Genomic DNA, 21,659 nt, shown 5'->3' on the forward strand with positions numbered 1-21,659 from the left:
GCAGAAGCTATTGCAGCATTGCTGGAGCGCGCCTACATAGAAGGTGCGGGGCTGCCCGACGCGTGAGACAAGTCACACCCCTGGGCCGATAAGCACTTCCTCGGGAGCTGGCTCTGTTGTGGCCCTGGTCACATTACCCGGCGCCCACCTGCACTAGCAGGTCCTGGAGGTTGAAAGTTCCACGGTCCATGGTGGCTCCGCACTCCCCTTCTTTTAAATCTGACCCTCCGGCAGTGGCGGAAGCCAAGCAGCAGGTTCGCGCCCGCTGCCTTGCTGCCCTGAAGGCGCATGACCCTGCGCTGGACGCTCAGTTATGCCAGCGGCTGACGGACACCCTGCTGGCGTTGCCCGCTGCCAGCATTGGGTGCGTATGGCCCCTGCCAAACGAGGCAGACCTGCGCCCCCTCTGCCACGCGTTGCATGCCGCCGGGCGCATTGTGGCTCTGCCGGAAACCCCTGTGCGCGGCCACCCCCTGACTTTTCGAGTCTGGCAGCCAGACTGCACCATGGTGCCAGGCCGGTTTGGCACACAGGTGCCGGAAGGCCCCGCCCTTGTGCCACAGGTTCTGCTGGTGCCGCTGGTCGGGTTTGACCGGGCCGGAAACAGGCTGGGCTATGGGGGGGGCTATTATGACCGCACTCTGGCGGCTCACCCACACATAACCGCAATTGGCTATGCTTTATCCGTGCAGGAGGTGGACCATATTCCCACCGGGCCGTATGACAGACCCCTCTCCTGCCTTGTGACGGAAAAGGAGAGGCTGGATTTTGGCTGAACGGACACACGGAAAGACAGGCGCGTGAGAATTTTATTTTTAGGTGACATTGTAGGTCGGTGCGGCCGTGAGGTTGTGCTCAGCCGCCTACCAACCCTCCGCGCCACCCTTGCCCTTGATCTGGTCATTGTAAACGCAGAAAACGCCAGCCATGGGTTTGGCCTGTCCCCCGGTATTGCAACAGACCTGCTCAACGGTGGGGTGGACGTGATTACTCTGGGCAACCATAGCTGGGACCGGCGGGACCTCATTCCCCACATCAGCGCAGCACCCCGTATTATCCGCCCCATCAACTTTCCACCCGGCTCACCGGGCAATGGCAGCGTGCAGGTTGAACTGGCTGATGGCCGTAAGGCACTGGTGGTCAACGCCATGGGACGCCTGTTCATGGACCCGCTGGACGACCCGTTCCGCTGTGTAACTGACCTGCTCACCCGCCACCGGCTTGGTGTGACCACGCAGGCCATTGTGGTGGATATTCATGCAGAAGCCACCAGTGAAAAATGGGCCTTTGGCAATGTGCTGGATGGCCGCGTTTCTCTGGTCGTGGGCACGCACACCCACACACCCACGGCAGACCACCGGATTCTGCCTGCTGGCACGGCTTTCCAGACCGATGCAGGCATGTGCGGTGACTATGACAGCGTGATAGGCATGACCAAGGAGCCAGCCATGGCGCGCTTTATCCGCAAAATGCCTGGGGAACGGCTGCAACCCGCTGAAGGCGATGCCACATTGTGCGGCATTATGGTGGAAACGGATGATGCAACGGGTCTGGCTCGTCGTCTTGCGCCGATACGGCAGGGTGGCCTGCTTTCCCAGACGCTGCCAGATTTTTGAGGGCAGGCCCGCTCTGTTTATGAGCGCTATCGCCACCCGCTCTTTATAAAAAAAACCGCCTTGGCTTGTGATGAACCAAGGCGGTTTTTATGTGTAACTGGTGTGCCCGCAGGCCTTGCGCCTACCAGACCAGGCGCGGCAGGCAGGCAACGGGGCGCAGACCTGCACCCTTGGCTTCTTCCGCCGCCAGAGCCGCGTTATCGCCTATCATTTCCTGATGGATGCCGCCCAGAATCCAGGCACCATCAATCCCGGCAACAGCCGCACCGCGCATATCTGTAGCCAGAGCATCCCCAATACCCAGAATGCGGTTTTGCGGGACATCCAGCATGCTAAACACGGGAGCGTAAACATCTGGATAAGGCTTGCCTATCCACTTCACATTGCCGCCTTCCTGCTCGTAAAACGAGGCTAATGCCCCAGCGCAGATCATGCGGCGGCCGCCTTTGACCACAACCATATCCGGGTTAGCACATAGCATGGGCAGACCGCGCTCCAGCCCCGCGCGCAATTCCGGCAAGTAGGGGTCAACCGAGTCCGTTCCACGTTCAGCATCCGGACCGGTATTGAGGATAAACTGCGCTTCAGAGGCATCCTGCACGCGGTCAAGCGCCAGCCCGTCATACAACCCAAGGTCGTGCGTGCCGCCAACATGCAGCACTTTCTGGCCAAGGCGGGCAAACCAGGGATCTGTCCGCTCCTGCAAAAGCGTGCGGACCAGTTCTCCGCTGGTCATGACACCATCATGCAGGTCACGGCTGACGCCAAAATGCTCAAGCTGCGTTGCCACAACTTCAGCCGGGCGCGGGGCATTGGACAACATGACCACACGCTTGCCCGCAGCGCGCAGGGCCTTCAGGCACTCAATTGCGCCGGGATAGGGCTGCACGCCATCATGCACCGTGCCCCATAGGTCGATAATATAACCATCATACTGGTCGGCCAGCGGGGCCAGCCCCGTCAGGGCCTGCATATCAAAAGGCGTGGTGCTCATGACAGCGCTGTCCCTCGGATATCATCCAATGTTTCAATGCCCTCACGCCGCATGATCTCAAGCATTTCCCGCTTCAGGCGGCTGACAAGAGCGGGGCCTTCATAGGCAAAGGCGCTGTACACCTGCACCAGATCAGCCCCCAGCCGGATGCGCTCAAGCACATCCGCGCCGGATTCAATGCCGCCGCAGCCCACAAGCGCCATGCGGCCCGCAGCAACCTGTGCCACCAGCTTCAGCATATCCGCAGCACGGCTACGGAGTGGACGGCCTGACAGGCCACCGCTTTCCGTCCGGTACGCACTGCGCAAACTGTCAGGGCGTGCCAGCGTGGTGTTGGAGACAATAAACCCCTGCGCGCCCCCGGCAATGGCTGCTTCTACAATCGGCCCTACGGCATCATGCTCAAGGTCGGGTGCCAATTTGACCAGAAGCGGCGGCCGCTCTGGGTGGCGCTCTGCAATAGCGTCCAGAATACCCTTGAGGCGGGCGGAGTCCTGCAAGCCACGCAGGCCCGGCGTGTTAGGGGAGGACACATTGAGCACAATGTAGTTCACATACGGCTTCACGCGGCCAACAAGTGCCGGATAATCCCGCTCCGGGTCCGAGCCGGTTTTGTTGATTCCCAGATTAGCACCCACCGGTGCCCCTGCCCCACCACCACGGCCCGACGGCAGCGTGCGGTGCAACCGGGCCAGACGCACCGCAAAGCGGTCTATGCCCTGATTGTTAAAGCCCATACGGTTGATAACCGCACGGTCTTCCTCCAGCCGGAACAGGCGTGGTTTGGGGTTACCCAGCTGCGGGCGCGGCGTGACAGTCCCAGCCTCCACAAAACCAAACCCAAGCTGTGCCAGCGGGCGCACCGCACGGGCATTTTTGTCAAACCCGGCGGCGATGCCAATGGGGTTGGAAAAACGCAGCCCCAAAGCGCGGGTAGACAGCGCCGGGTCATCAACCGGGCGCTTAACCGGGACGGACAGACCGAGCATGAGCGCATCTATCGCCATCTCATGAGCGGTTTCAGGATCGAGTTTCCGCAGGAGCGGGAGGGAGAGGGATGCAAGGGAAGACATACACTGTGTCTGCCCCATGCGGTGGCACAAGAAAAGAAGAAATTCCACCTATGCGACAGACACAGGCGGGGTGATCATTTTTATATTGCAAATGAGAATTGTTCTCATTTAAAAGAGGATCATCACAGTTTGAGAGGATGAGGGCCTTTGCCCCTCAGGAATGCGCCATGACACGTTCACCTGTTTACCTGACAGACCTTGCCTGTAGCGAACGGCTGACACTCTGGACCATTCGCCGCCTTGCCGGTGAGGCCCCGTCCCGCACGCCATCCGCCTGTGGCCGACAGCTTGGGGTATTTCTCCCCTGCTTCCGGCAGGAGTTTCTGGCCGTCTCCATGGCATTTCAGGATGCTCTGACCCATATGGCAGCGCTGGAAATCCCGTCTCTGGATATTCGCTCAGGCAGTTCTCTGGCCATCACGCCTACAGAATACAGCCTCCTACTGGCAACAGAAGCTGCCCAGAACGAACGTGAGGGAGACGTGCAAAGCCTGCTACACCAGCTTATTCCCTTCCCGTCCCTGCTGGCGGGGCTGACATCCGCCATTACAACATTGGGCGCGTGTCTGGCAGGGGCTGGTTACTGGTTGTCCCACCATGCCATTACGGCATTGGCGCGGCCTGTCCTGTGGGGAAGCACCTCTGCCAGAGTGCGGCCACGCACCACATCCGCCGCAGCACTTTCCCTCAGCCGGTGGCATGATCTGGATGTTAACAATACGCGTATGGTCTGGCCCGCAGGCCTTCGCGCCACTGAAGATGCTCCTATGCAACCAGCAGCCTATACACACTAAAGACACACTAAAGCCAAAGACCAGTCTGGTCGCGCACGCAAAGACTTTTTCCGGACGGCCAAGACACGCATTCATGGGGCGGCAAGCGTGCTGCGTGAAAGCCTGCCTCCCAATAGGGGGATGGATCTACAGAACAGGTAGTTTTGTGATAGGCTGGCCACCATGAGCCAGCCTGTGCGCCGCATTATTCACATTGATATGGATGCGTTCTATGCCTCTGTAGAGCAAAGGGACAACCCGTCCGTGCGGGGGCTTCCAGTTGCTGTTGGCCGTAGCCAGGAACGGGGAGTCGTGGCCGCTGCCAGTTACGAGGCCCGCAAATTTGGCGTGCGCTCTGCCATGCCATCCGTCGTGGCCAAACGTAAATGCCCGGCGCTTGTGTTTGTGCCGCCCCGGTTTGAGGTCTATCGGGCCGTCTCCCAGCAGATTCATGCCATTTTTGCGCGCTATACGCCGCTCATCCAGCCGCTCTCCTTGGATGAAGCTTATCTGGACGTCACAGCCCCTTTACTGCCCCGGCCTTCTGCCACCGCCATTGCACAGGAAATCCGGGCGGCCATTCTGGCGGAAACGGGGCTGACGGCCTCTGCCGGTATTTCTTACAACAAATTTCTGGCCAAACTGGCGTCTGACTACCGTAAGCCAAACGGGCAATATGTTATTCCCCCCGGTGCCGGTGAGGCCTTTGTGGCACCACTGCCCGTTTCCTCTTTCCATGGCATTGGCCCAGCAACTGCCGCCCGCATGACAGCACTTGGCATTTACACAGGCGCAGACCTGCGCACACAACCGCTTGCCGTGCTCAACCGCCATTTTGGCAAAGCAGCGTCCTTTTATTACGGCATTGCGCGTGGTGTGGATGAGCGGCCCGTTGAAGTGGACAGGCCCAGAAAATCTTTGGGCAAGGAGACGACTTTTGGCCGTGATATCCGCGCCGAGGCGGACCTGCATACCGCATTGCAGACTCTTGCAGAAAACGTGTGGGCGGCCTGCACAAAACGCCAGATTTCCGGGCGGACGGTTACACTAAAGCTCAAATATGATGACTTTACACAGCTTACCCGCAGCACATCCCTGACCAGCCTTGTGCGGGGTGCCCCCCAGCTGGCGGAGACTGGCCGTTTTCTTCTAGCCCCCCTACTGCCGTTGCCTCGCAGTGTGCGCCTGCTGGGCCTGACCCTTTCAGCGCTGGATGATACGCAGAACCCCACAATCGAGACCCAACTCTCGCTGTTGGCAGATCTGTAAGTCAAAGAGCAAAAAATGGCGCAAGACTTGTTCTGCTTTTTCATTTGGTATTAAGAACACCTCACCAGAACACTTTGACTCTCATCCGGATTATTGTCTTTCCGCACTGAACTCGTTGTATTTTTCAAACAGGGTTTGAGACTTACAGCATGCGCTCCGCATGGCTTCCATAGCCTTGTGGAGTATTCCGCATAGGTACCTGCCTAGACGGAAAGACACTCCGCACCCAGTAAGGATGCCTGAATGCCTCAGTCTGCCCCTTCCTCTCCTGTTACGCAGCATAAGACCGGCAGCACACTGACGTCTGAAGGCTATCATCGCGGTCTTGGCAAACGTCAGATGCAAATGATCTCGATTGGCGGTGCTATTGGGACAGGGCTGTTTCTAGGGGCCGGGGCACGGTTGCAGCAGATTGGGCCATCACTGGCTCTGGTGTATCTGCTATGCGGTGTTTTTGCTTTTCTGATGCTGCGCGCAATGGGTGAGCTGGTCATGCACCGCCCGACAAGCGGCAGTTTTGTGTCCTACGCGCAGGAGTTCCTTGGCCCCAAGGCCTCTTACATTGCCGGGTCCATGGCGTTCATGAACTGGGCCATGGCGGGCATTGCCGATATTACGGCGGTAGCCCTTTACATGCATTTCTGGGGTACGTTTGACGCCGTGCCGCAATGGGTTTTTGCCTTGGTGGCCCTGCTGCTTATTACCGGCATGAACATGATTGGCGTGCGCTGGTTTGGGGAAATGGAATTCTGGTTTTCCATTATCAAGGTTGGGGCGCTGGTTGCATTTCTAATTGTCGGGTCTGCGGTACTGGGCCTGCGGATGCCCGTGGGCGGACAGATGCCGGGTTTTCACCTGATTAGCGAAAATGGCGGCATTTTTCCGCATGGTGTCTTACCAGCTCTGGTTCTGGTGCAGGGTGTGGTCTTTGCCTATGCGGCCATTGAACTGGTTGGTACCGCTGCCGGGGAGTGTGAGGACGTGGAAACCGTTCTCCCCAAAGCCATCAACACCGTTATGTGGCGCATTGCGCTGTTTTATGTTGGCACCATTACGTTGCTTGTTCTGCTGCTGCCCTGGAACAGCTACAAAGCGGGTGTGAGCCCGTTTGTGACATTTTTTGCCAATCTGGGTATTCCCGGCATCGACAGCATTATGAATATTGTTGTGCTGACCGCTGCCTTATCCAGCCTCAATTCCGGCCTTTATTCCACAGGCCGCATTTTGCGGGCACTTGCGCTGGATGGGTCCGCCCCACGTTATCTGACCCGCATGAACCGCAACGCCATACCCAGTGCCGCTATCCTCACAACTGTGTCCATTTATCTGGTGGGCGTGGTGCTGAACTATTTTCTGCCAGCCCAGATATTTGAGATTGTGCTGAATATTTCTTCAATTGGCATTCTGGGCACATGGACCTTTATTGTCCTGTGCCAGATCAAACTGCGGCAAGGCATTCAAGCAGGTAAAATACCTGCAACGTCCTTCCCCATGCCGGGTGCTCCGGTGACGGCATGGCTGACGCTGGCATTTTATGCAACTGTTTTAGTGATGATGGCATTTGACTACCCGAACGGCACATGGAGCTTCTGTGCTCTGCCAGTTATTGCCTGCCTGCTGGTTATTGGATGGAAGGTCTTCCGCCACACACCAGACCATGATGCGGTGCCACAGACAGTTCCTTCCATTCAGTTAACGGAAGACCTGCTGGAAGCCCCTGAGACCCGTAGAAAACCACGCTAACACGCTGCACCACCTTTCCACATCGGGCAGGCTGGCGCACAGCTACACCAACAGCCTTTAGGAAAGTTGCTCTCTCCATAAAGAAAAAGCCAGCCTTTACAGGCTGGCCTCATTCTCAAACACAGTAGCCGTGTTTTATGCCGTTTGGCTGCTACTCTTGCCAGCCTTTAGCGAAGAGGGCGCTTTTCCCGGAAACCGAAGCACACATAATGCATGAACGGACCGAAGGGGAATGCCTCAATATCAGGGTTCGCTTTAATATAAGCTGCACCATCAAAATGCGGGTTTGGATTACGGCCTTCATCCATACCATGCGTCAGAAAATGCTCGACCGGTTCAATACCTGCGTCACGCACATCAGGATACACGGACAAATACCACAGTCCGTCAAACGCAATAGCCGCCTCTGCTTCCGTGATGCTCACTGCAACAGCTTTTTCTGCGAACAGGTCCGCCTCATCCAGCAAGCCCGTAAAGTTTACGTCCAGTTCTTCTGGTTCGTGTGCAGGAGCAGCCTTGGTTACTTTCTTGACTGTACCGACACGACGAGCGGGACGTTCTGCCGCTACTTCTTTCGGTTTCGTAACGCGTTTTGCCCGCACTTTATCTTTACTCACTCGCCCTGTCATAATTCCACTCACCGTGTTGATTGCCTCGCTTTTCTTAGTAAATTCTTCTTCTGTTTGTCCAGCGCCTTTGCTCCTCTCAGCACAGTTTTATGCTTCATGCTTGGCATATTCTATAGAGTACCCAGCCGATATTGCGGGCCTGCCTTTGATAATCGTTACTCTAAAGCGTAATACTTTTAACATTAATATTAATGTACGGTTAAAAAAACACCCTGCACCTTGACCCACCAACTTGAAAAAGCGGCCAACAAAAAATAATGTGTAAAAAGCCTTTTTGTCGTCTCTGTTCCCTCCTACGATAGAGTGAACAGACCGACGATTTCACTGCTGCAAGACATCAGAATTTTATAAGGCTCGTAATGACAACGCTGACATCCTGGAACACAAAAGATATCCGGACGATTCTTGAGTCAGGCCAGTTCAATACAGAGTTCTATACCAGCACCTACCCGGAGACACAGACAACTGGGCTGGATCCGATTATTCATTATGTGCTGTTCGGGTGCCGTGAGAAGAAGAACCCTAACGAGTTCTTTAACACGGAAATCTATAAAAATCTCTTTCATGCTGTCATTAAGAAAGAAGAAAATCCCTTTGCTCATTATTTAAGAAACAATGAGAGCACTCATTTTTTCGAAAAGGGTCTATTGCAGAACTATTCCCATGATATGCTCACGAAATGCTATACCAAATTCAAGGAATATTCGTTTTTCAGCCCCGATTACTACAGAACTGTCAATCCTACTTTAAAATTCTCAGGCATATCCCCTACCCGCCACGCGTTATTATATGGCATTGGAGAAGGGCGGGATATTTTGTGCCCTTACAATATGGCTCAGTATTTTGGCCGGGAATGCAAAAAACCTACGGCCTATAAACCCGACACAACCCGCACTGTTGGCCAGCTGCCGCAAACAGTGGGAGTTTTTTACCACTCGGCTGGCAATTCCTTTATTCATGAACTTGCCGAACTGCTTCAGGACTATCTCAGCCAAGCAGGCCTGACTGCACACCTCATGACAGAAAAAACACCTCTTTCAGATAAGCCTGATCTTTGTATTTTCTGTGCGCCGCATGAATTCTTCTTTCTGGAAGGCAGCGAACACTGGAAACAGGACCATATTCTTGAACAGGCCATCATGTTCAATACAGAGCAACCCCAGACGCTCTGGTTTACACGCGGGCTGATTTACTGCCTGATGTCTGCTGGTGTTATAGATATCTGTGTGCAGAACCTTCAGGCCTTTGCAGATATCGGGCTGAATGTCTTTCATTTTGACCCAATCCCCAAAGTGCAGAAAGCCCGCCTGAAACCCGCAGATAAAACACATCCTTTTTTTCGTGTGCTGCCAGACGCCGCGCAAAGCGGTTCTACGCCGCTCAAGCCCATTGCGGAGCGCGCTATTGATGTCAGCTTTTTTGGTAACAGCTCTGCCAACCGCGAGAAATTTTTTGCCCGTCAGGCCGCTTTCTTCTCCGACTATACCTGCTTTCTGTACTACCGAAAAACCGACGGGCCGCTCACCACAGAGGGCCAATATGACATATTGGCGCGCCTACCCCGTTATGTGGCTGAGAACTCAAAAATTTTCCTGAACGTACACCGGGACGATAACCATTTTTTTGAATGGCACCGCATTGCCCGTCAAGGCATGGCCTCCGGCGCTGTTGTTGTGACCGAAGAGTGCTTCCCCCATCCTCTCTATAAAAATGGAGAGCATTACTTGGTCGAGTCCGGTCGCCATATGCCCAATCTGATTGAATGGCTCCTGAACACACCGGACGGGGAGAAGGAAAGCAGGCGAATACAAAAGAACGCCTTTAGAATTTTTGCCAATACATCACTCAGGCAGACCAAAAACCATGACCTGCTTTGCTATATCTCTTCTGTGTGGAGTGCTACGCCATGACCCTTAACCCTTGGGATCCACCAGCCGAGTGTGTTTTTCAGCATAAAAAGAAAGGCCGTGTACCAGCAGACCTCATCAGCATTTGCGTGACCAATTATAACTATACGCAGTTTATTCTGGAATGCCTGAACTCTCTGGTGGACCAGACGCATGATGCCCTTGACCTGATTATTGTAGATGACGCCTCCACAGACCCCGAGACACAGGCCACCCTCCTCCCGTGGCTGGAAGAGCATAAAGACCGTTTTTACCGCGTATCGTTTCTGGTGAACCCCTATAATCAGGGTCCCTCTTTTTCACGCAATGTCGCGTTTGAGTATGCTCTGGGTGAGAGTGTGTTCATTATGGATGCGGATAACTCTCTGTATCCCACAGCGCTGGCCAAGCATTACGATGCCCTGACGCGTGGTAAATTTCCCGCTGTTTATTGCCAGTTAGAAGAGTTTGGAGACAGGACAGGCATAGGCCGGGCAGACATGTGGGACACGGCCCTTATGCGTAAAGCCAATTATATTGATGTCATGGCGCTTGTCCGCAGGGATGTGTGGCAGCGCCTTGGTGGCTTTTCTCATATTGAAGACGGATGGGAAGACTACGATTTTTGGATGAAGTTTATTGATAACGGACTAGAGCCGGGATACCTGCCGGAAATTCTCTGTCGTTACCGCGTGCATGATTCCTCCCGCACAGCGCGGGAGGCGCTGATTGCTCATGAACGCCTTGAACTGATTATGGCTTTCCGCCACCCGGCTCCAAAAGCATAAGCACCGCAGTGTTTGCGGGCTAACCCTTTTCGGCCAGAGCTTTCTTGGGCTGCTTTGCCGCGAGAGGCAGCTTTACGCGAGCGCACAGCCCGTGCGGTTGTGCTGCACCCAAAGTCAGTTGCCCCCTGTTGCGGGTAATAATGGCATCTGCAATGGAAAGCCCAAGCCCCAAACCTCCATCCAGAGAGCGGGCCGGATCCAGCCGGGAAAAGGGCAAACGTGCTTTTTCCAGAAGATGTGCCGGAATACCCGGCCCGTTATCGCAAATATCTATCACCGCATACTGACCATCACTCCCAAGAGTGATCTCCACTTCCTTTCCGTATTTCAGGCCGTTTTCAATCAGATTACTGAGCGCCCGCTCCAGAGCCGTCGGCTGGCAGACGCAGGTTTGATAAACAGGGCCTTTATAGGCAATGTTATGCCCCACAACACTGAATTCATGGCACAAGGCTTCAAGCTGGGAAGCCAGGTCAATCTCTTGCGCGCTTTCAGCATCGGTCTGTTCACGCAGAAAATGGAGTGCGCCATTCAGCATTTTTTTCATAAGTGTAAGGTCATGCTTCATAGCTGCGGGAGAGGCCTCTTCTCCCCCAAGCTCCAGCCTTATGAACAGACGCGTCAGTGGTGTGCGCAGGTCGTGCCCAATAGCAATCAACATCCGTGTCCGCTCCTCGGTAGAGGCAGCAATGCGCGCCTGCATTCTATTGAAAGCGTGCGTGAGACGGCGGACCTCGGTAGGACCTTGCTGGGGCAACGGTTCAGGCGTGCTGTCATAACCGAAAGCGTCTGCCTGAATAGCAATGTTTCGCAAGGGCCTGCTGATGTGCCAGATACTCCAGAACGTCAGCGCCAGTGTAATGGTCACCAGAAACAGTAAGGAAATTGTCAGCGGCATTGTCCACCGCATCATATGGCCAAAATGATGGGGGTGCCGATCAAACACAATCACACTGATATTGTCATGCGGCAGAAAGAGAGAGGCCAGCAGACCATCCCCAACCTGTGGCGCACAGCTTTGGGCATGGATTGGGTATGGTCCCAAATTGCCGCGATACACCAGCATGTTGCGAATAAAGGTTGCCATATGGTCTGTTGGCACGTGCTGACAGGCAGCATCCTTGCCAATGACAAATGTTACCTCTGCACCTGACATTTTGTCCGCCATGGTCGCTCTGACCTCTGGCGGTGCAGCCTGAAGGGCCTGAATTCCGGTCTCAACAGCAAGAATATTTGTGAAGGGCCCGGGCGGCAGAGGGGGAGGCACCAAGGGACGAAACGCATATAGCAGCAGGGAGGTAACCCCAAGCGTGATGAACATGCATAAGGAGACCAGCGCAACCATCTGCCCATAAATGGTGCGTGGAAAAAAATGCCGCCTTTTGCTCATTATTTTGTATCATCGGGATCAAAAACATAGCCGCCGCCCCGAATGGTTCGGATGAGTTCAAGCTGGCGTCCTTCATGAGACAGCTTGCGCCGCAAACGGCTGACCAGAAGATCAATGGCGCGGGAGTCCACATTTTTTTCGTCCCCACGGATCAGGCTGAGCAGTTCCGTACGGTTAAAGACGTGGTGTGCATTCTGGCAAAGCGCCAGTAAAAGGTCTGTCTCGGACCCTGTCAGCGCAACCCGAATACCGGTCTTGCCATAAAGCGCACGCTTTGAGGGTTCAAAAACCCAGTTATCAAAACGATAGTGCTGCACGGCAGCGGATGCAGCAGGGGCTACTCTTTCAGACTGCGGCCGACGCAACACGGCACGGATGCGTGCGGCAAGCTCTTCCAGATCAAACGGTTTGGCTACGTAATCATCCGCCCCAAGATCAAGGCCGGAAATACGATCATGGATGTCACTTAACGCACTGACCATAATGATACGTGCTTCAGATGTCTGGCGCAGATGCTGGCAAAGAGCATAGCCATCTTCATCCGGCAGCATGATATCGAGCAAAGCGAGGTCAATGGAGTGGCTTTTCTGTAAGGTCTCGACGCCGGCAAGATTAAGCGCGGTGGAGACCGTGTAGCCCAGTTTTTGCAGAAACCTTTTGAGAAGACCGCAAATTTCAGGATCGTCTTCTACAATCAGGATATGTATATCTTGCTGCGGTTGTGTCACGGCCTCATACCCCTCGGGCAGTGTAGATGACGAACGGGAGATATGTGACACAGCTAGCAAAATCTCATTCCGACGTGCTTACTCTTTCTTCCCGAAACTCTATAAGTTTTTAGCGGAAAAACAAGAAAAAACCGGGCCCCCAACCAGAAGGCACCCGCCTTTTTCATGACGCTAGCGCTGGATTAGTTGTGGTCGTTTTGGTCATCGTGAGTGTTGGGTCCACGGCGGTCAGTGTTATCGCCTGTGGTGTTACGCTGGTCCCTGCCGTTATTGTCATTTTTGCGGTGTTCGCCATGACGGTTGCCGCGCCGATCAGTGGTATCTGACCCGTTCTTATTCCCATGACGGCCGGAGAAGTTCTGGCTTGACTCATTAGAGTCAGAGTTACCGTCCCTGCTGTCATTATGAGCGTGGCGGTGCGAATTTTCTTCCGCGTGAGAGACAACGGGAGCAACAAGACCTAGCGCTGCAACGAGAAGAACTGCTTTTTTGATCATGGTAAAACCCTTACCTGAAAAGGTGAGAAGACCAGTCCCCTCGCATTTATCCAGAACAGACCATAAGAACAAAAAAAACGACTGAATAGGGCAAGAGGGGTATTACCCTACATATATGTCAAACATGAAAAACAATGATATTCCGCAACAAATACACTCTTTTTCATATCTGCTATTTTTGAAAATTCTGCTGTGTCAGGAGACCATTTGCGTGCATTTCAGATGCCGCTGCAACGCGTAATCTGCCCGGTACAAATCCCGGATTTTCTCGTCCTGACTGGGTGTGAGTGCCATTGTAAAACGTTGGGTTGTATTGATTTTTTTAATCTCACACCCCGCCAGCGCAGGCACAAAACAGGACACCCTGTTTATGTGCTTTATATCAAACATCATCTGTACAGCCAGATCCCCATTCCGGTCCGTTACATACCAGTTCTGCGGGCGCAATACGTGGTCTAACTTATAAATGGAAGACGCACTCTCCACATACTCTATCATCAGGTCCAGCGTTGTCAGGTCTGCATAACGTGCCACAAAACTGGGGTGCAATGTCACATGGCTGCCCCCGCCATTGCGGATAAAATCATAGGCTGACAAAAAACGTTCAACAGGATCACGCCACAAAGCAAAGCTTGGGAGCGTGCTTATAATGTCGGGCGCATGAGTCTGGTAATACCGAATACTCTCATGCCGCATGGTACAGCCATACAAGCTATGCGAGAGCGCTGTACCCGCATTTTTGGGGACATGAATGAACAGGGCCCCCGCTTTACGGATCAGATCCAAACGCTCCAGTCGTTGCTTGCTCAATGGCACAGGAAGCCGCCAGTCCATATAACGTTCCTGCAGGTCACTATGCAGAGTAACCCCACAAAGCTGCTGCAATGTGCGTTTGCGGGTTTCCTGCAAGTGGTTACGAACATGGTGTAGGACTGAAGACATAAGGACTATCCCGAACAAACAAGGGAATAACAGGCACATGCTCACGCCTCTTCCTTTACATTAAATAAAGGAAAGGTAATTCATGCACGCCTGTAGTGTTATCCCACGATTTTTCGGGTTTATAGTGTTAGATGTATATTACTTGTTTTTATTTCATTTATGACAAAAACAGATCTATTCATATTATACAGAATATATTTCATTATAAACGCTAATTTCTTTTTGTCAGAATAAATACAAATGCTGCCGCATGTTTCCAACACCCCCGTGAGAGGAGCAGGCAGTTCTCTTTTTTGTATTTTTAAAGCGGTTGGCCGCGAGTATTGCCGCCATGTTTTACAGAGCCGCGAAGGGCCCTGAGCCCGGGCTTGACGCGTCAAGCCCGGTTAATCCCCACCCTATAAAGTGTGGGGAGAGGGTTAGTCTGTTACCAGGTGGGTGTCGGGCCTTTTACAATTTGCGCCATACCATCAGCACGCAACCATTTTTTGAAGGCCGCCTGAATGTCCTCAGCCTTTGCGCCGTAATATGCATTGGCCGCTTTATCGACCGTATCCAGCGGCAGGCCGAGATTTTCAAGGCCGAGATACTCACCGGCAATCGCCCCCAGACTGCTGCGCCGCAGCGGCAGGCCACGCAGCAAGGATGCTTTAGCCAAAGCCAGTTCATCCGCCGTAACAAGGTGATCCTGCATATCCTTCAGATCCTGCATGGCAGCAACACGAGCTTTGCCAACTTTATCCGGGTCTGCACCATAGGAAATATTGTAGCTGGCGCGCGTGCGGTTCCAGGAAAACTCACTGCCTACAGAGTAAACATACCCGCTCTTGACGCGCAGGTCCTTATACAGGCGGGAGGAAAAACCACCGCTACCCAGAATGGTATTTCCCAATGTCAGCATAAAGCGGTCCGGGTTGGTAACTTGCAGGCCCAGTGTTTGGGCCAGAACCACCTCATCCTGAACACTGCTTTTATCTGGCACGTTGGCGCGTGAAGGCTTGTTCAGCGGAACGGGGGCCAGTTCAACATCCGGCTTAGGACCTTCTGCTTTCCAGCCACCAAATTCTTTTTCAACAACAGCGCGGGCTTTTTCTGGTGTGATGTCCCCTGTCACAACAATTGTAGTCAGGTCCGGACGCCATACTTTCTGATAATACTTTATCACATCATCATGTGTTACATTCATGAAGCTTGCAGGGGTTGCTTCACGCAGCACGGGGTCTCCTTCCGGCACCAGGGCTGCTGATACAGCCCGGCTGAACAGATAGCCGGGTGACAGCAGGGTACCAGCCTGAGCGCGAGCCAACTGCGCACGCAGCACTTGGAACATCTGCTCAGGAAAGGCCGGGTGTAGTTCGTTCTCTGCCAGCAGAGCCACACCCTTTTCAAAATCCTGCGTTTGTGTTGCGACAGAGAAATCTCCGCCAGCATCTTCCCATGCCGGGATATCATCCAACGCCTTCTGGAAGGCCAGACGGTCGTGCTTGGTTGTGCCAAACGCAAACAGTTCTTCTGTTAAGCTGCTGACACCTTCTTTGCCTTTAGGCTGCTGCAAGCTGGCGTTGCGGCGTATTGTGCCGGTCAGTTGCACGGTGTGACTGACATGTGAAGGCCATACAATCAGCTTCAGTCCGTTGGGTAAGGTGCTGACGGTTGGCAGAGGAGTGGGAACAGGTTTTTCCAGTGTGGAAAGCGCTTTTTCCGCCCAGTCTGGCAACACAACAGGCTTGTCCGAGGTCGAGGCAAATGATTCAGCGCCCCCAAACCCTTTACCGGCCACCGGCTTGCCCGAACTTTCCGGGGTAAGCACGGCTGTGACGGCGTGTGCCGGGTCCAGCAAAGTTGCCGCCAGTTTGTTTACGGCCTCTGGTGTAACAGCCTCATAGGCTGCCACGGCATCTCCCGGTGAGTCCAGGTCACGGAATGTCAGAGCATCAGACCAGATACTGGCAAGATCACTCACAGAGTTTGCAGAAAACTGCAATTGTGCAATCTCGCGCTTTTTGGCGGCTTCCACCAGTTCTGCCGGAACCCCATTTTTGCGGATGTTTTCAAGAACGGCCTTCAAGTCCGCAAGCGTTTTTGCAGAATCACCGCCTTTGGGGAATGCAGCCAGGGCCAAGCCAAAACCGGCACGTTTTTTTGGCATATATTCAAAGCCAGCCATAAGGGCCTTGCCTTGCGGCACCAGCTCAAACAAAGCGCCACGCTGGCTTTCCAAAACATCTGACAGAATATCAGCTATTGCAAAATCCTGCGCTGCTTTTCCGGGCATGGGATAGGCCACCGCAGCAAAGCCAACCGCGTAGTCCGTTGGCAAGGCAAGTGTACGCGCAGGGGTGGGTTGTGGTGTAATGTTACGGCGTTCCGGCAAAGGTTTGCGCGGAACGGCCCCAAATGCGTCCCGAACCTGCTCCAACGCTGTAACAGGGTTTATATCCCCTGAAATAACCAGCACAGCGTTATTAGGGGCATACCATTTATCGTAAAACCCTTTGAGCAGGGCAGAGTCTGTTTTGTCAAAGGAGGGGCGTGTGCCAAGCGCATCATGCTCATACGGTGTGCCAGCAAACAGAATGGACTGAAGTTGCTCCACATATCTATAGCCGGGGCTGGACAAGTCACGTGAGACTTCCTGCTCTATCGCACCGCGCTCTTTGTCCCAATCTGCCTTGCTCAGGGTTAGGCCGCTCATCCGCAGGGCCTCAATCTTGAGCAGTACAGGCAGATCCCGCGCTTGGGCTGTATAGAAATAGCGTGTCACATCTTCTGTTGTGAAGGCATTATACCCGCCGCCCAGACGCGCCCCGATGGTGGCCAACTGGTCCTTATCCAGCCCTGTGCTGCCGCGGAACATCATATGTTCCAAAGCATGGGCGGTACCGGGGAAGCCCTCCGGCGCTTCAGCAGAACCAACCATGTAATTGACCTGTGTTGTGACAACAGGGGCCAGACGGTTGGGGATAATAACAACTTTCAGGCCATTGGGCAGTGTGGCCCGTACAACCTGCGCGCTGCTCAACGCAGCAGGAATCTGCGCGGATGGCGCTGCAGAAACAGGTGCAACCTGCTGGGCCTGTGCCGGAGCAACAGCGCAGAAAGAGGACAGTGCCGTACCTGCCAGCATGGCCGCGCCCAGCATGAAGGGCGCTATTTTGTGCCCCTTCCCATGCTGCCGGGAGCTTGCACCCTGCCCTGTTGTCTGTTCCGCTGCGCCATATGTCATTTTAAAATCCTGTGTTTTTTACTCAATGTAAATGGATATATCCGTGTGTATCCGGCACTCGCCCTAACGTGCCAGACCCGGCAGAGAGAGCTTTTTAGCCACGGCAGACAGTTGATGACGGCGCAGCTCTGAGCGTGCACGCGCGTCCTGGGTCATATAGTTCAACTGTATGGTGTAGCGTTGCCCAACAAACTGCCGGTGCCCATGCCATGTTGTAGGGCCATTGGGGAAGATAAGCAGCGTGCCATCTACTGGCTGCACTTCCTTGGTATAGTCTTCAATATCGTGCGGGCCGCGCAACAGGCGCAGGCAGCCTTCCTGCTTCTCCCACGTCTCACCCGACGGGTTGAGATAGAGCAGAATAGTGACACGCTTTGCCAGCGAGTCCGTATGGATACGGCCATCCTTCTCCCGCGTGCGGCCACGCATCGTGAGCATGGATGGCGCATTGTCCAGATTGAGGTTCAGTTTTTCAGCAATCAACTGCCTCAGTTTTGGCCCCTCCAGCTCTTTCACAAGGGCATGCACCAAGGGGGAGAGGGTAAGGGCAGACGGCGGGAAGGACCCACCGGCTGAAATATCTGGCATGGCTGCAAACAGACGGGCCAAATCTTCCTTACGGATGAAGTTGGGCACCACAATATGGGTGTAGGGGTCTGTACAGACAGGGGCGGCTGCCAGCGCCGCATAGTCGGGATAAAGTGTGGTGTCTGACGCTGTCATGGCTTTCTCTGTCCAGATAGTCTGTGTCAGCGCCACGGTAGAAGGGTTGTAAGGCAGGAACAAGGCCTGCCCGCCGGTACGCTACTTCTTTTCAGGAGATATGGCGCGGTAACAGGCGTTAGCTTGCGCAAATTTCCGCACGCCAGCAGGGAGTACGGTCAGACGTTCACTTTGTGCCAACATTGCACGCCCTTCAGCAGACCACTTGGCCAGCCCAACACTGGGGCTGCTGAAGCTACCGCTGACACGCACCGGAATATCCAGCGCAAAGCGGCCTGTTGTTTCGCTTTGCGTACTGAAAATCAGGTCAAACCATTTGCGGTTGATGTCAAACCGGGCATTGGCAGACAGCGTGCCGTCAGCCGTTTTAATGCGCAGCGGCAAGGCCTGCCCTGCGTTGTTCTGCATGCTGACAACAGCCAGAAGGCACTGTACAGGGGTTGTGCCATCCATCTTGTGAAACAGCATACCCAGATCTGCGGAAGCTGCCTTGATGACCTTACGGTCCAGCGCACCATTTTTCATGCTGACCGCTGCCGCCACGGTTGCGTGAGACATGGCTGCATTGAGGGTGGGCTGGGTCGCTTCTACCGTCATCTGCATATCAAGCCGCCCGCGCAGTGGCACGGACTGGAAACCCAGCGCACGCCGGAAAGTGTCTATATCCGCCCCTGTAAGAGCAGCCTGCCCCTGCACATGAGCATTGCCTTTTGCGGCGGCCTCTATTTTGCCAGACGCATTGAGTGTTGCGCCCAGATAGCCGACAGACAGAGTGTTGATGTTCATAACGCCCGGCATGACAGAGGCCATGAGCGTTGTGGAATTAAGACGATACACGTTGTAACGGATATCCTTGGCAATGACGCGCGCTTCCACCAGCGGGTCAGGCGCTGCAATCACCGTAAGCGGCAGGTCTGTTGCACTGTCGTTGCTGGGTGCGCCATTTTTTGCCAGAAAACCGTTCAGGTCCAGCTTGTCGAACGCAATATCCGCTTTCACATGGTCTGGCTGGCCCCGTGCGCCTTCTTTCAACTCAGCGAGGGTAATGGTCAGCGGATTCCCTTTCACACTGCCCTTGCCCTGCGTCAGACGCCACACATCAACAGAATGGACAAACTCCCCTTCCATCTGCATGGGGACAGTCAGTGGAACACTCATCCCGGCTATCGCCATCAGGGGGGCGGAGGTTGGTGTCTCAACTGTTACATGTCCTGCCAGCCCATCAGCATTGACGGGGTCTGTTGCCGAGCCGTCAAAGTGAATGGTCATGTCACCAGAGCGGATTGTGGCCTGCATACCGTAGGGTTTGCTGCTGTCTCGCAAATCTGCAAACGGTTGGAGCGTGGCCTCTATTTGCACCGGATTGGTGTTATAGGCACCATCTACCTTAAAGGTGACCGGACTGTTTGAGTCCTTGGTCTGGAGACCAACAGTCTTGAGTTCTGCCCGATAGTCCGTACCGTGTGAGGTACGATAAATGACATCGCCGTTGGTAATGGCAACATCCAGTGATGTTGGGTAACTGCTACGCTCCTGCGCAACCGGGAACGCTGGCATGGGGCTGGCCTGTGGCGGAAAGTGGGGTGTCAGCTCTTCCTTGGGCAAGGCTTTCGGGGTGGGAGCGGGCTGTGCCTCCTCACCCTGTTTTTTAAAGCGCCAGTTGGGTTTGTTCTGTGGGGTTCGTTCAACCAGAACATGCACACTATCGCCCGCAACATGGCGGACAATCATGGGGCCTTTGAACAGGGAGGCCAGCTTGACCTCGGCTGACAAATGGCCCACCCGCACCATATCCGGCTCGGTCCCGCCTTCAATATTTGCCACATGCACATCATCCAGTTGCACCTGCAACCATGATCCGGGCTTAACAGTCAGGCTGTGTATGGTGACAGGCCGCCCCAGCATGGCTGTAGCCCTGCGCCCCACAAATGGCCCAAGATTGACATGCCCTACTGCAAACCAGCCAACCAGAACGGAAGCCCCGGCCACTCCCAAAACGCCGCCTGCCGCACAAAGAAGCCAGAAACGGCGGGAGCGTTTATGACCGGTTGGGTTGGTTTGCATGCGTTCCACCATTATTTGTTTTTTAAACTGGCTGTCATCTTTTGTCTGGCATGGCATACAAGGTCTGTCCGCACAACCTTGCGCGTGCTGACAGCCCGGCAGACCAAGAGTTCACCACTGCAAAAAACAGGCCTGTCCCCAGAACAGGCAGGAACGAGACAGACTATTATGCGGTTTTTACCAAGTAGCGCACGGCTTTTATTCGGGGCTGGCACACCATGAGCGTTCCTTCATCCCAACAGGCACGTTCTGTGCTTGCCGCCATGATGGCCGGGGTCATGATTGCGTTTTCCCTATGGGTGGTCCGGCCTTTTCTGCCTTCAGCCATCTGGGCCATTACCATTGGTATTACAACATGGCCGCTTTTGCTGCATTTGCAAAAACTGTTGTGGGGTAGCCGTGCTCTTGCCGTCACTGTCACAACCGTATTTGCATTGCTTGTCTTTGTGCTCCCGTTCTGGTTGGCCACAACCACGGTAGTTGCCCATTCTACAGAATTGATAAGTCTGGGTGAAAACGCACTCACCTTCCGCGTGCCACCAGAACCCACATGGCTGGCTGACCTGCCTGGCATTGGGCCGCGCAGTGCCGCCCTGTGGCATAAGATAGAAAATGCCCGCCTGCCCCAACTGCTGGACCAGATCTCACCGGATGCCGGAAAAATTATTCAGTGGGCTTTAGGGTCTGTCGGCAGTTTTGGCGTGCTGGCACTCCAGTTTTTACTAACACTGATTATGATGGCGGTGCTGCACAGCAAAGGGGAAGCCGCAGCCGGGCTCATGCTGGATATTGGGTATGCGCTGGCAGGCCAACGCGGCAAGGACATGGTGCAACTGGCTGGCCGCACCGTGCGCGGTGTGGCCATAGGGGTGACTGTTACAGCATTAGTTGAAACCGCAGTGGGCGGTGTGGGAATGGAGCTAACCGGCATGCCCTGGGCCAGTGTGCTGATTGCCATTACCTTTATTGCCTGCCTGCTTCAGGCAGGGCCGGGTGTTACGCTTATTCCCGCTGTAATCTGGATGTTTTTCTTCAAAGATATTCTCAGCGCCATTATTCTGTTGTGCGTGACGGTGCTGACCATTGTTATTGATAACCTGCTACGCCCTTACCTTATTCGTAAGCAGGCCAATGTGCCGCTTATTTTGATTATGCTGGGCGTTATGGGCGGACTGGCCGGGTTTGGGCTGGTAGGTATTTTTATTGGCCCGGTTATTCTGTCCGTAACCTATACTCTGGTAAAAAGCTGGCTGGCGGAGACGCGGGCGGAAGACCCGCAAGCGCCCACGCCTTAAGAACAACAGCCAGCCGTTTACTG

Annotated in this window: 18 protein-coding genes and 1 other RNA gene; 10 read left to right on the forward strand and 9 right to left on the reverse strand. The window is 54.4% G+C overall.

What is annotated here, in order from left to right; genetic code table 11:
- Positions 1 to 45 precede the first annotated feature (45 nt).
- From ssrS to Abci_RS03435, 3 genes are all read left to right on the forward strand, one after another.
- Positions 46 to 202, forward strand: a non-coding RNA gene (gene ssrS / locus Abci_RS03425) — 6S RNA.
- Complete coding sequence (locus tag Abci_RS03430) at positions 189 to 776, forward strand: 5-formyltetrahydrofolate cyclo-ligase (protein ID WP_048837755.1); 588 nt, start codon at positions 189 to 191, stop codon at positions 774 to 776. Before ssrS ends, Abci_RS03430 begins: the two co-directional genes overlap by 14 nt.
- 24 nt (positions 777 to 800) lie before the next feature.
- Entirely contained in the window at positions 801 to 1,616 is an 816-nt protein-coding gene (locus Abci_RS03435) for a TIGR00282 family metallophosphoesterase (RefSeq protein ID WP_048837756.1), read from the forward strand.
- A gap of 121 nt (positions 1,617 to 1,737) precedes the next feature.
- On the opposite strand, the gene Abci_RS03440 is transcribed toward Abci_RS03435, so the two are convergent.
- Together Abci_RS03440 and Abci_RS03445 are read right to left on the reverse strand one after the other, a co-directional pair.
- Positions 1,738 to 2,589, reverse strand: a complete 852-nt coding sequence (locus tag Abci_RS03440) for a TIGR01459 family HAD-type hydrolase (RefSeq protein WP_048837920.1) — start codon at positions 2,587 to 2,589, stop codon at positions 1,738 to 1,740.
- A 17-nt stretch (positions 2,590 to 2,606) separates the two neighbouring features.
- Entirely contained in the window at positions 2,607 to 3,683 is a 1,077-nt protein-coding gene (locus Abci_RS03445; RefSeq protein ID WP_048837757.1) for a quinone-dependent dihydroorotate dehydrogenase, read from the reverse strand.
- A gap of 167 nt (positions 3,684 to 3,850) precedes the next feature.
- On the opposite strand from Abci_RS03445, the gene Abci_RS03450 reads away from it, so the two are divergent.
- The 3 genes from Abci_RS03450 to Abci_RS03460 all read left to right on the forward strand — a co-directional run bounded on the left by Abci_RS03450 (position 3,851) and on the right by Abci_RS03460 (position 7,468).
- Positions 3,851 to 4,477, forward strand: a complete 627-nt coding sequence (locus tag Abci_RS03450) for a hypothetical protein (protein WP_052944756.1) — start codon at positions 3,851 to 3,853, stop codon at positions 4,475 to 4,477.
- A gap of 162 nt (positions 4,478 to 4,639) precedes the next feature.
- Complete coding sequence (gene dinB, locus Abci_RS03455) at positions 4,640 to 5,725, forward strand: DNA polymerase IV (RefSeq protein WP_048837758.1); 1,086 nt, start codon at positions 4,640 to 4,642, stop codon at positions 5,723 to 5,725.
- Positions 5,726 to 5,968: 243 nt separating this feature from the next.
- Entirely contained in the window at positions 5,969 to 7,468 is a 1,500-nt protein-coding gene (locus Abci_RS03460; protein WP_048837759.1) for an amino acid permease, read from the forward strand.
- Between the two features lie 167 nt (positions 7,469 to 7,635).
- On the opposite strand, the gene Abci_RS14130 is transcribed toward Abci_RS03460, so the two are convergent.
- The gene (locus Abci_RS14130; protein ID WP_244877570.1) at positions 7,636 to 8,085 is read right to left on the reverse strand and encodes a hypothetical protein; all 450 of its coding nucleotides are present in this window, start codon (positions 8,083 to 8,085) and stop codon (positions 7,636 to 7,638) included.
- Positions 8,086 to 8,456: 371 nt separating this feature from the next.
- Between Abci_RS14130 and Abci_RS03470 the strand changes: the two genes are divergently transcribed.
- Positions 8,457 to 10,007: a CgeB family protein gene (locus tag Abci_RS03470; protein WP_048837760.1), complete on the forward strand. Its 1,551-nt coding sequence runs from the start codon at positions 8,457 to 8,459 to the stop codon at positions 10,005 to 10,007.
- Entirely contained in the window at positions 10,004 to 10,771 is a 768-nt protein-coding gene (locus tag Abci_RS03475; RefSeq protein ID WP_048837761.1) for a glycosyltransferase family 2 protein, read from the forward strand. Before Abci_RS03470 ends, Abci_RS03475 begins: the two co-directional genes overlap by 4 nt.
- Before the next feature lie 19 nt (positions 10,772 to 10,790).
- Here Abci_RS03475 and Abci_RS03480 read toward each other — a convergent pair whose 3' ends face one another.
- Together Abci_RS03480 and Abci_RS03485 are read right to left on the reverse strand one after the other, a co-directional pair.
- The gene (locus tag Abci_RS03480) at positions 10,791 to 12,161 is read right to left on the reverse strand and encodes an ATP-binding protein (RefSeq protein ID WP_244877571.1); all 1,371 of its coding nucleotides are present in this window, start codon (positions 12,159 to 12,161) and stop codon (positions 10,791 to 10,793) included.
- Positions 12,161 to 12,940, reverse strand: coding sequence for a response regulator transcription factor (locus tag Abci_RS03485; RefSeq protein ID WP_084597500.1), 780 nt, complete (start codon positions 12,938 to 12,940; stop codon positions 12,161 to 12,163). The genes Abci_RS03480 and Abci_RS03485 overlap by 1 nt, the downstream gene beginning before the upstream one ends.
- 137 nt (positions 12,941 to 13,077) lie before the next feature.
- On the opposite strand from Abci_RS03485, the gene Abci_RS03490 reads away from it, so the two are divergent.
- A complete protein-coding gene (locus Abci_RS03490; RefSeq protein WP_158319772.1) occupies positions 13,078 to 13,215 on the forward strand; it encodes a hypothetical protein in 138 nt (45 codons plus the stop codon).
- A 366-nt stretch (positions 13,216 to 13,581) separates the two neighbouring features.
- On the opposite strand, the gene Abci_RS03495 is transcribed toward Abci_RS03490, so the two are convergent.
- The 4 genes from Abci_RS03495 to Abci_RS03510 form a co-directional block, all read right to left on the reverse strand.
- On the reverse strand, positions 13,582 to 14,328 hold the full coding sequence (locus Abci_RS03495; protein WP_052944757.1) for a sulfotransferase family 2 domain-containing protein: 747 nt from the start codon (positions 14,326 to 14,328) through the stop codon (positions 13,582 to 13,584).
- A 427-nt stretch (positions 14,329 to 14,755) separates the two neighbouring features.
- A complete protein-coding gene (locus Abci_RS03500) occupies positions 14,756 to 17,470 on the reverse strand; it encodes a M16 family metallopeptidase (RefSeq protein ID WP_048837926.1) in 2,715 nt (904 codons plus the stop codon).
- Positions 17,471 to 17,617: 147 nt separating this feature from the next.
- Positions 17,618 to 18,277: a 2OG-Fe(II) oxygenase family protein gene (locus Abci_RS03505; protein ID WP_048837927.1), complete on the reverse strand. Its 660-nt coding sequence runs from the start codon at positions 18,275 to 18,277 to the stop codon at positions 17,618 to 17,620.
- A gap of 81 nt (positions 18,278 to 18,358) precedes the next feature.
- Positions 18,359 to 20,341 carry an AsmA family protein gene (locus Abci_RS03510; protein WP_146806884.1) on the reverse strand — a complete coding sequence of 661 codons (1,983 nt, stop codon included), beginning with the start codon at positions 20,339 to 20,341 and terminating at the stop codon, positions 18,359 to 18,361.
- A 218-nt stretch (positions 20,342 to 20,559) separates the two neighbouring features.
- Between Abci_RS03510 and Abci_RS03515 the strand changes: the two genes are divergently transcribed.
- Entirely contained in the window at positions 20,560 to 21,636 is a 1,077-nt protein-coding gene (locus Abci_RS03515; protein WP_048837764.1) for an AI-2E family transporter, read from the forward strand.
- The last annotated feature ends 23 nt before the right edge of the window (positions 21,637 to 21,659 follow it).

This window comes from Acetobacter cibinongensis (assembly GCF_000963925.1).
GTDB classification, from domain to species: Bacteria; Pseudomonadota; Alphaproteobacteria; order Acetobacterales; family Acetobacteraceae; genus Acetobacter; species Acetobacter cibinongensis.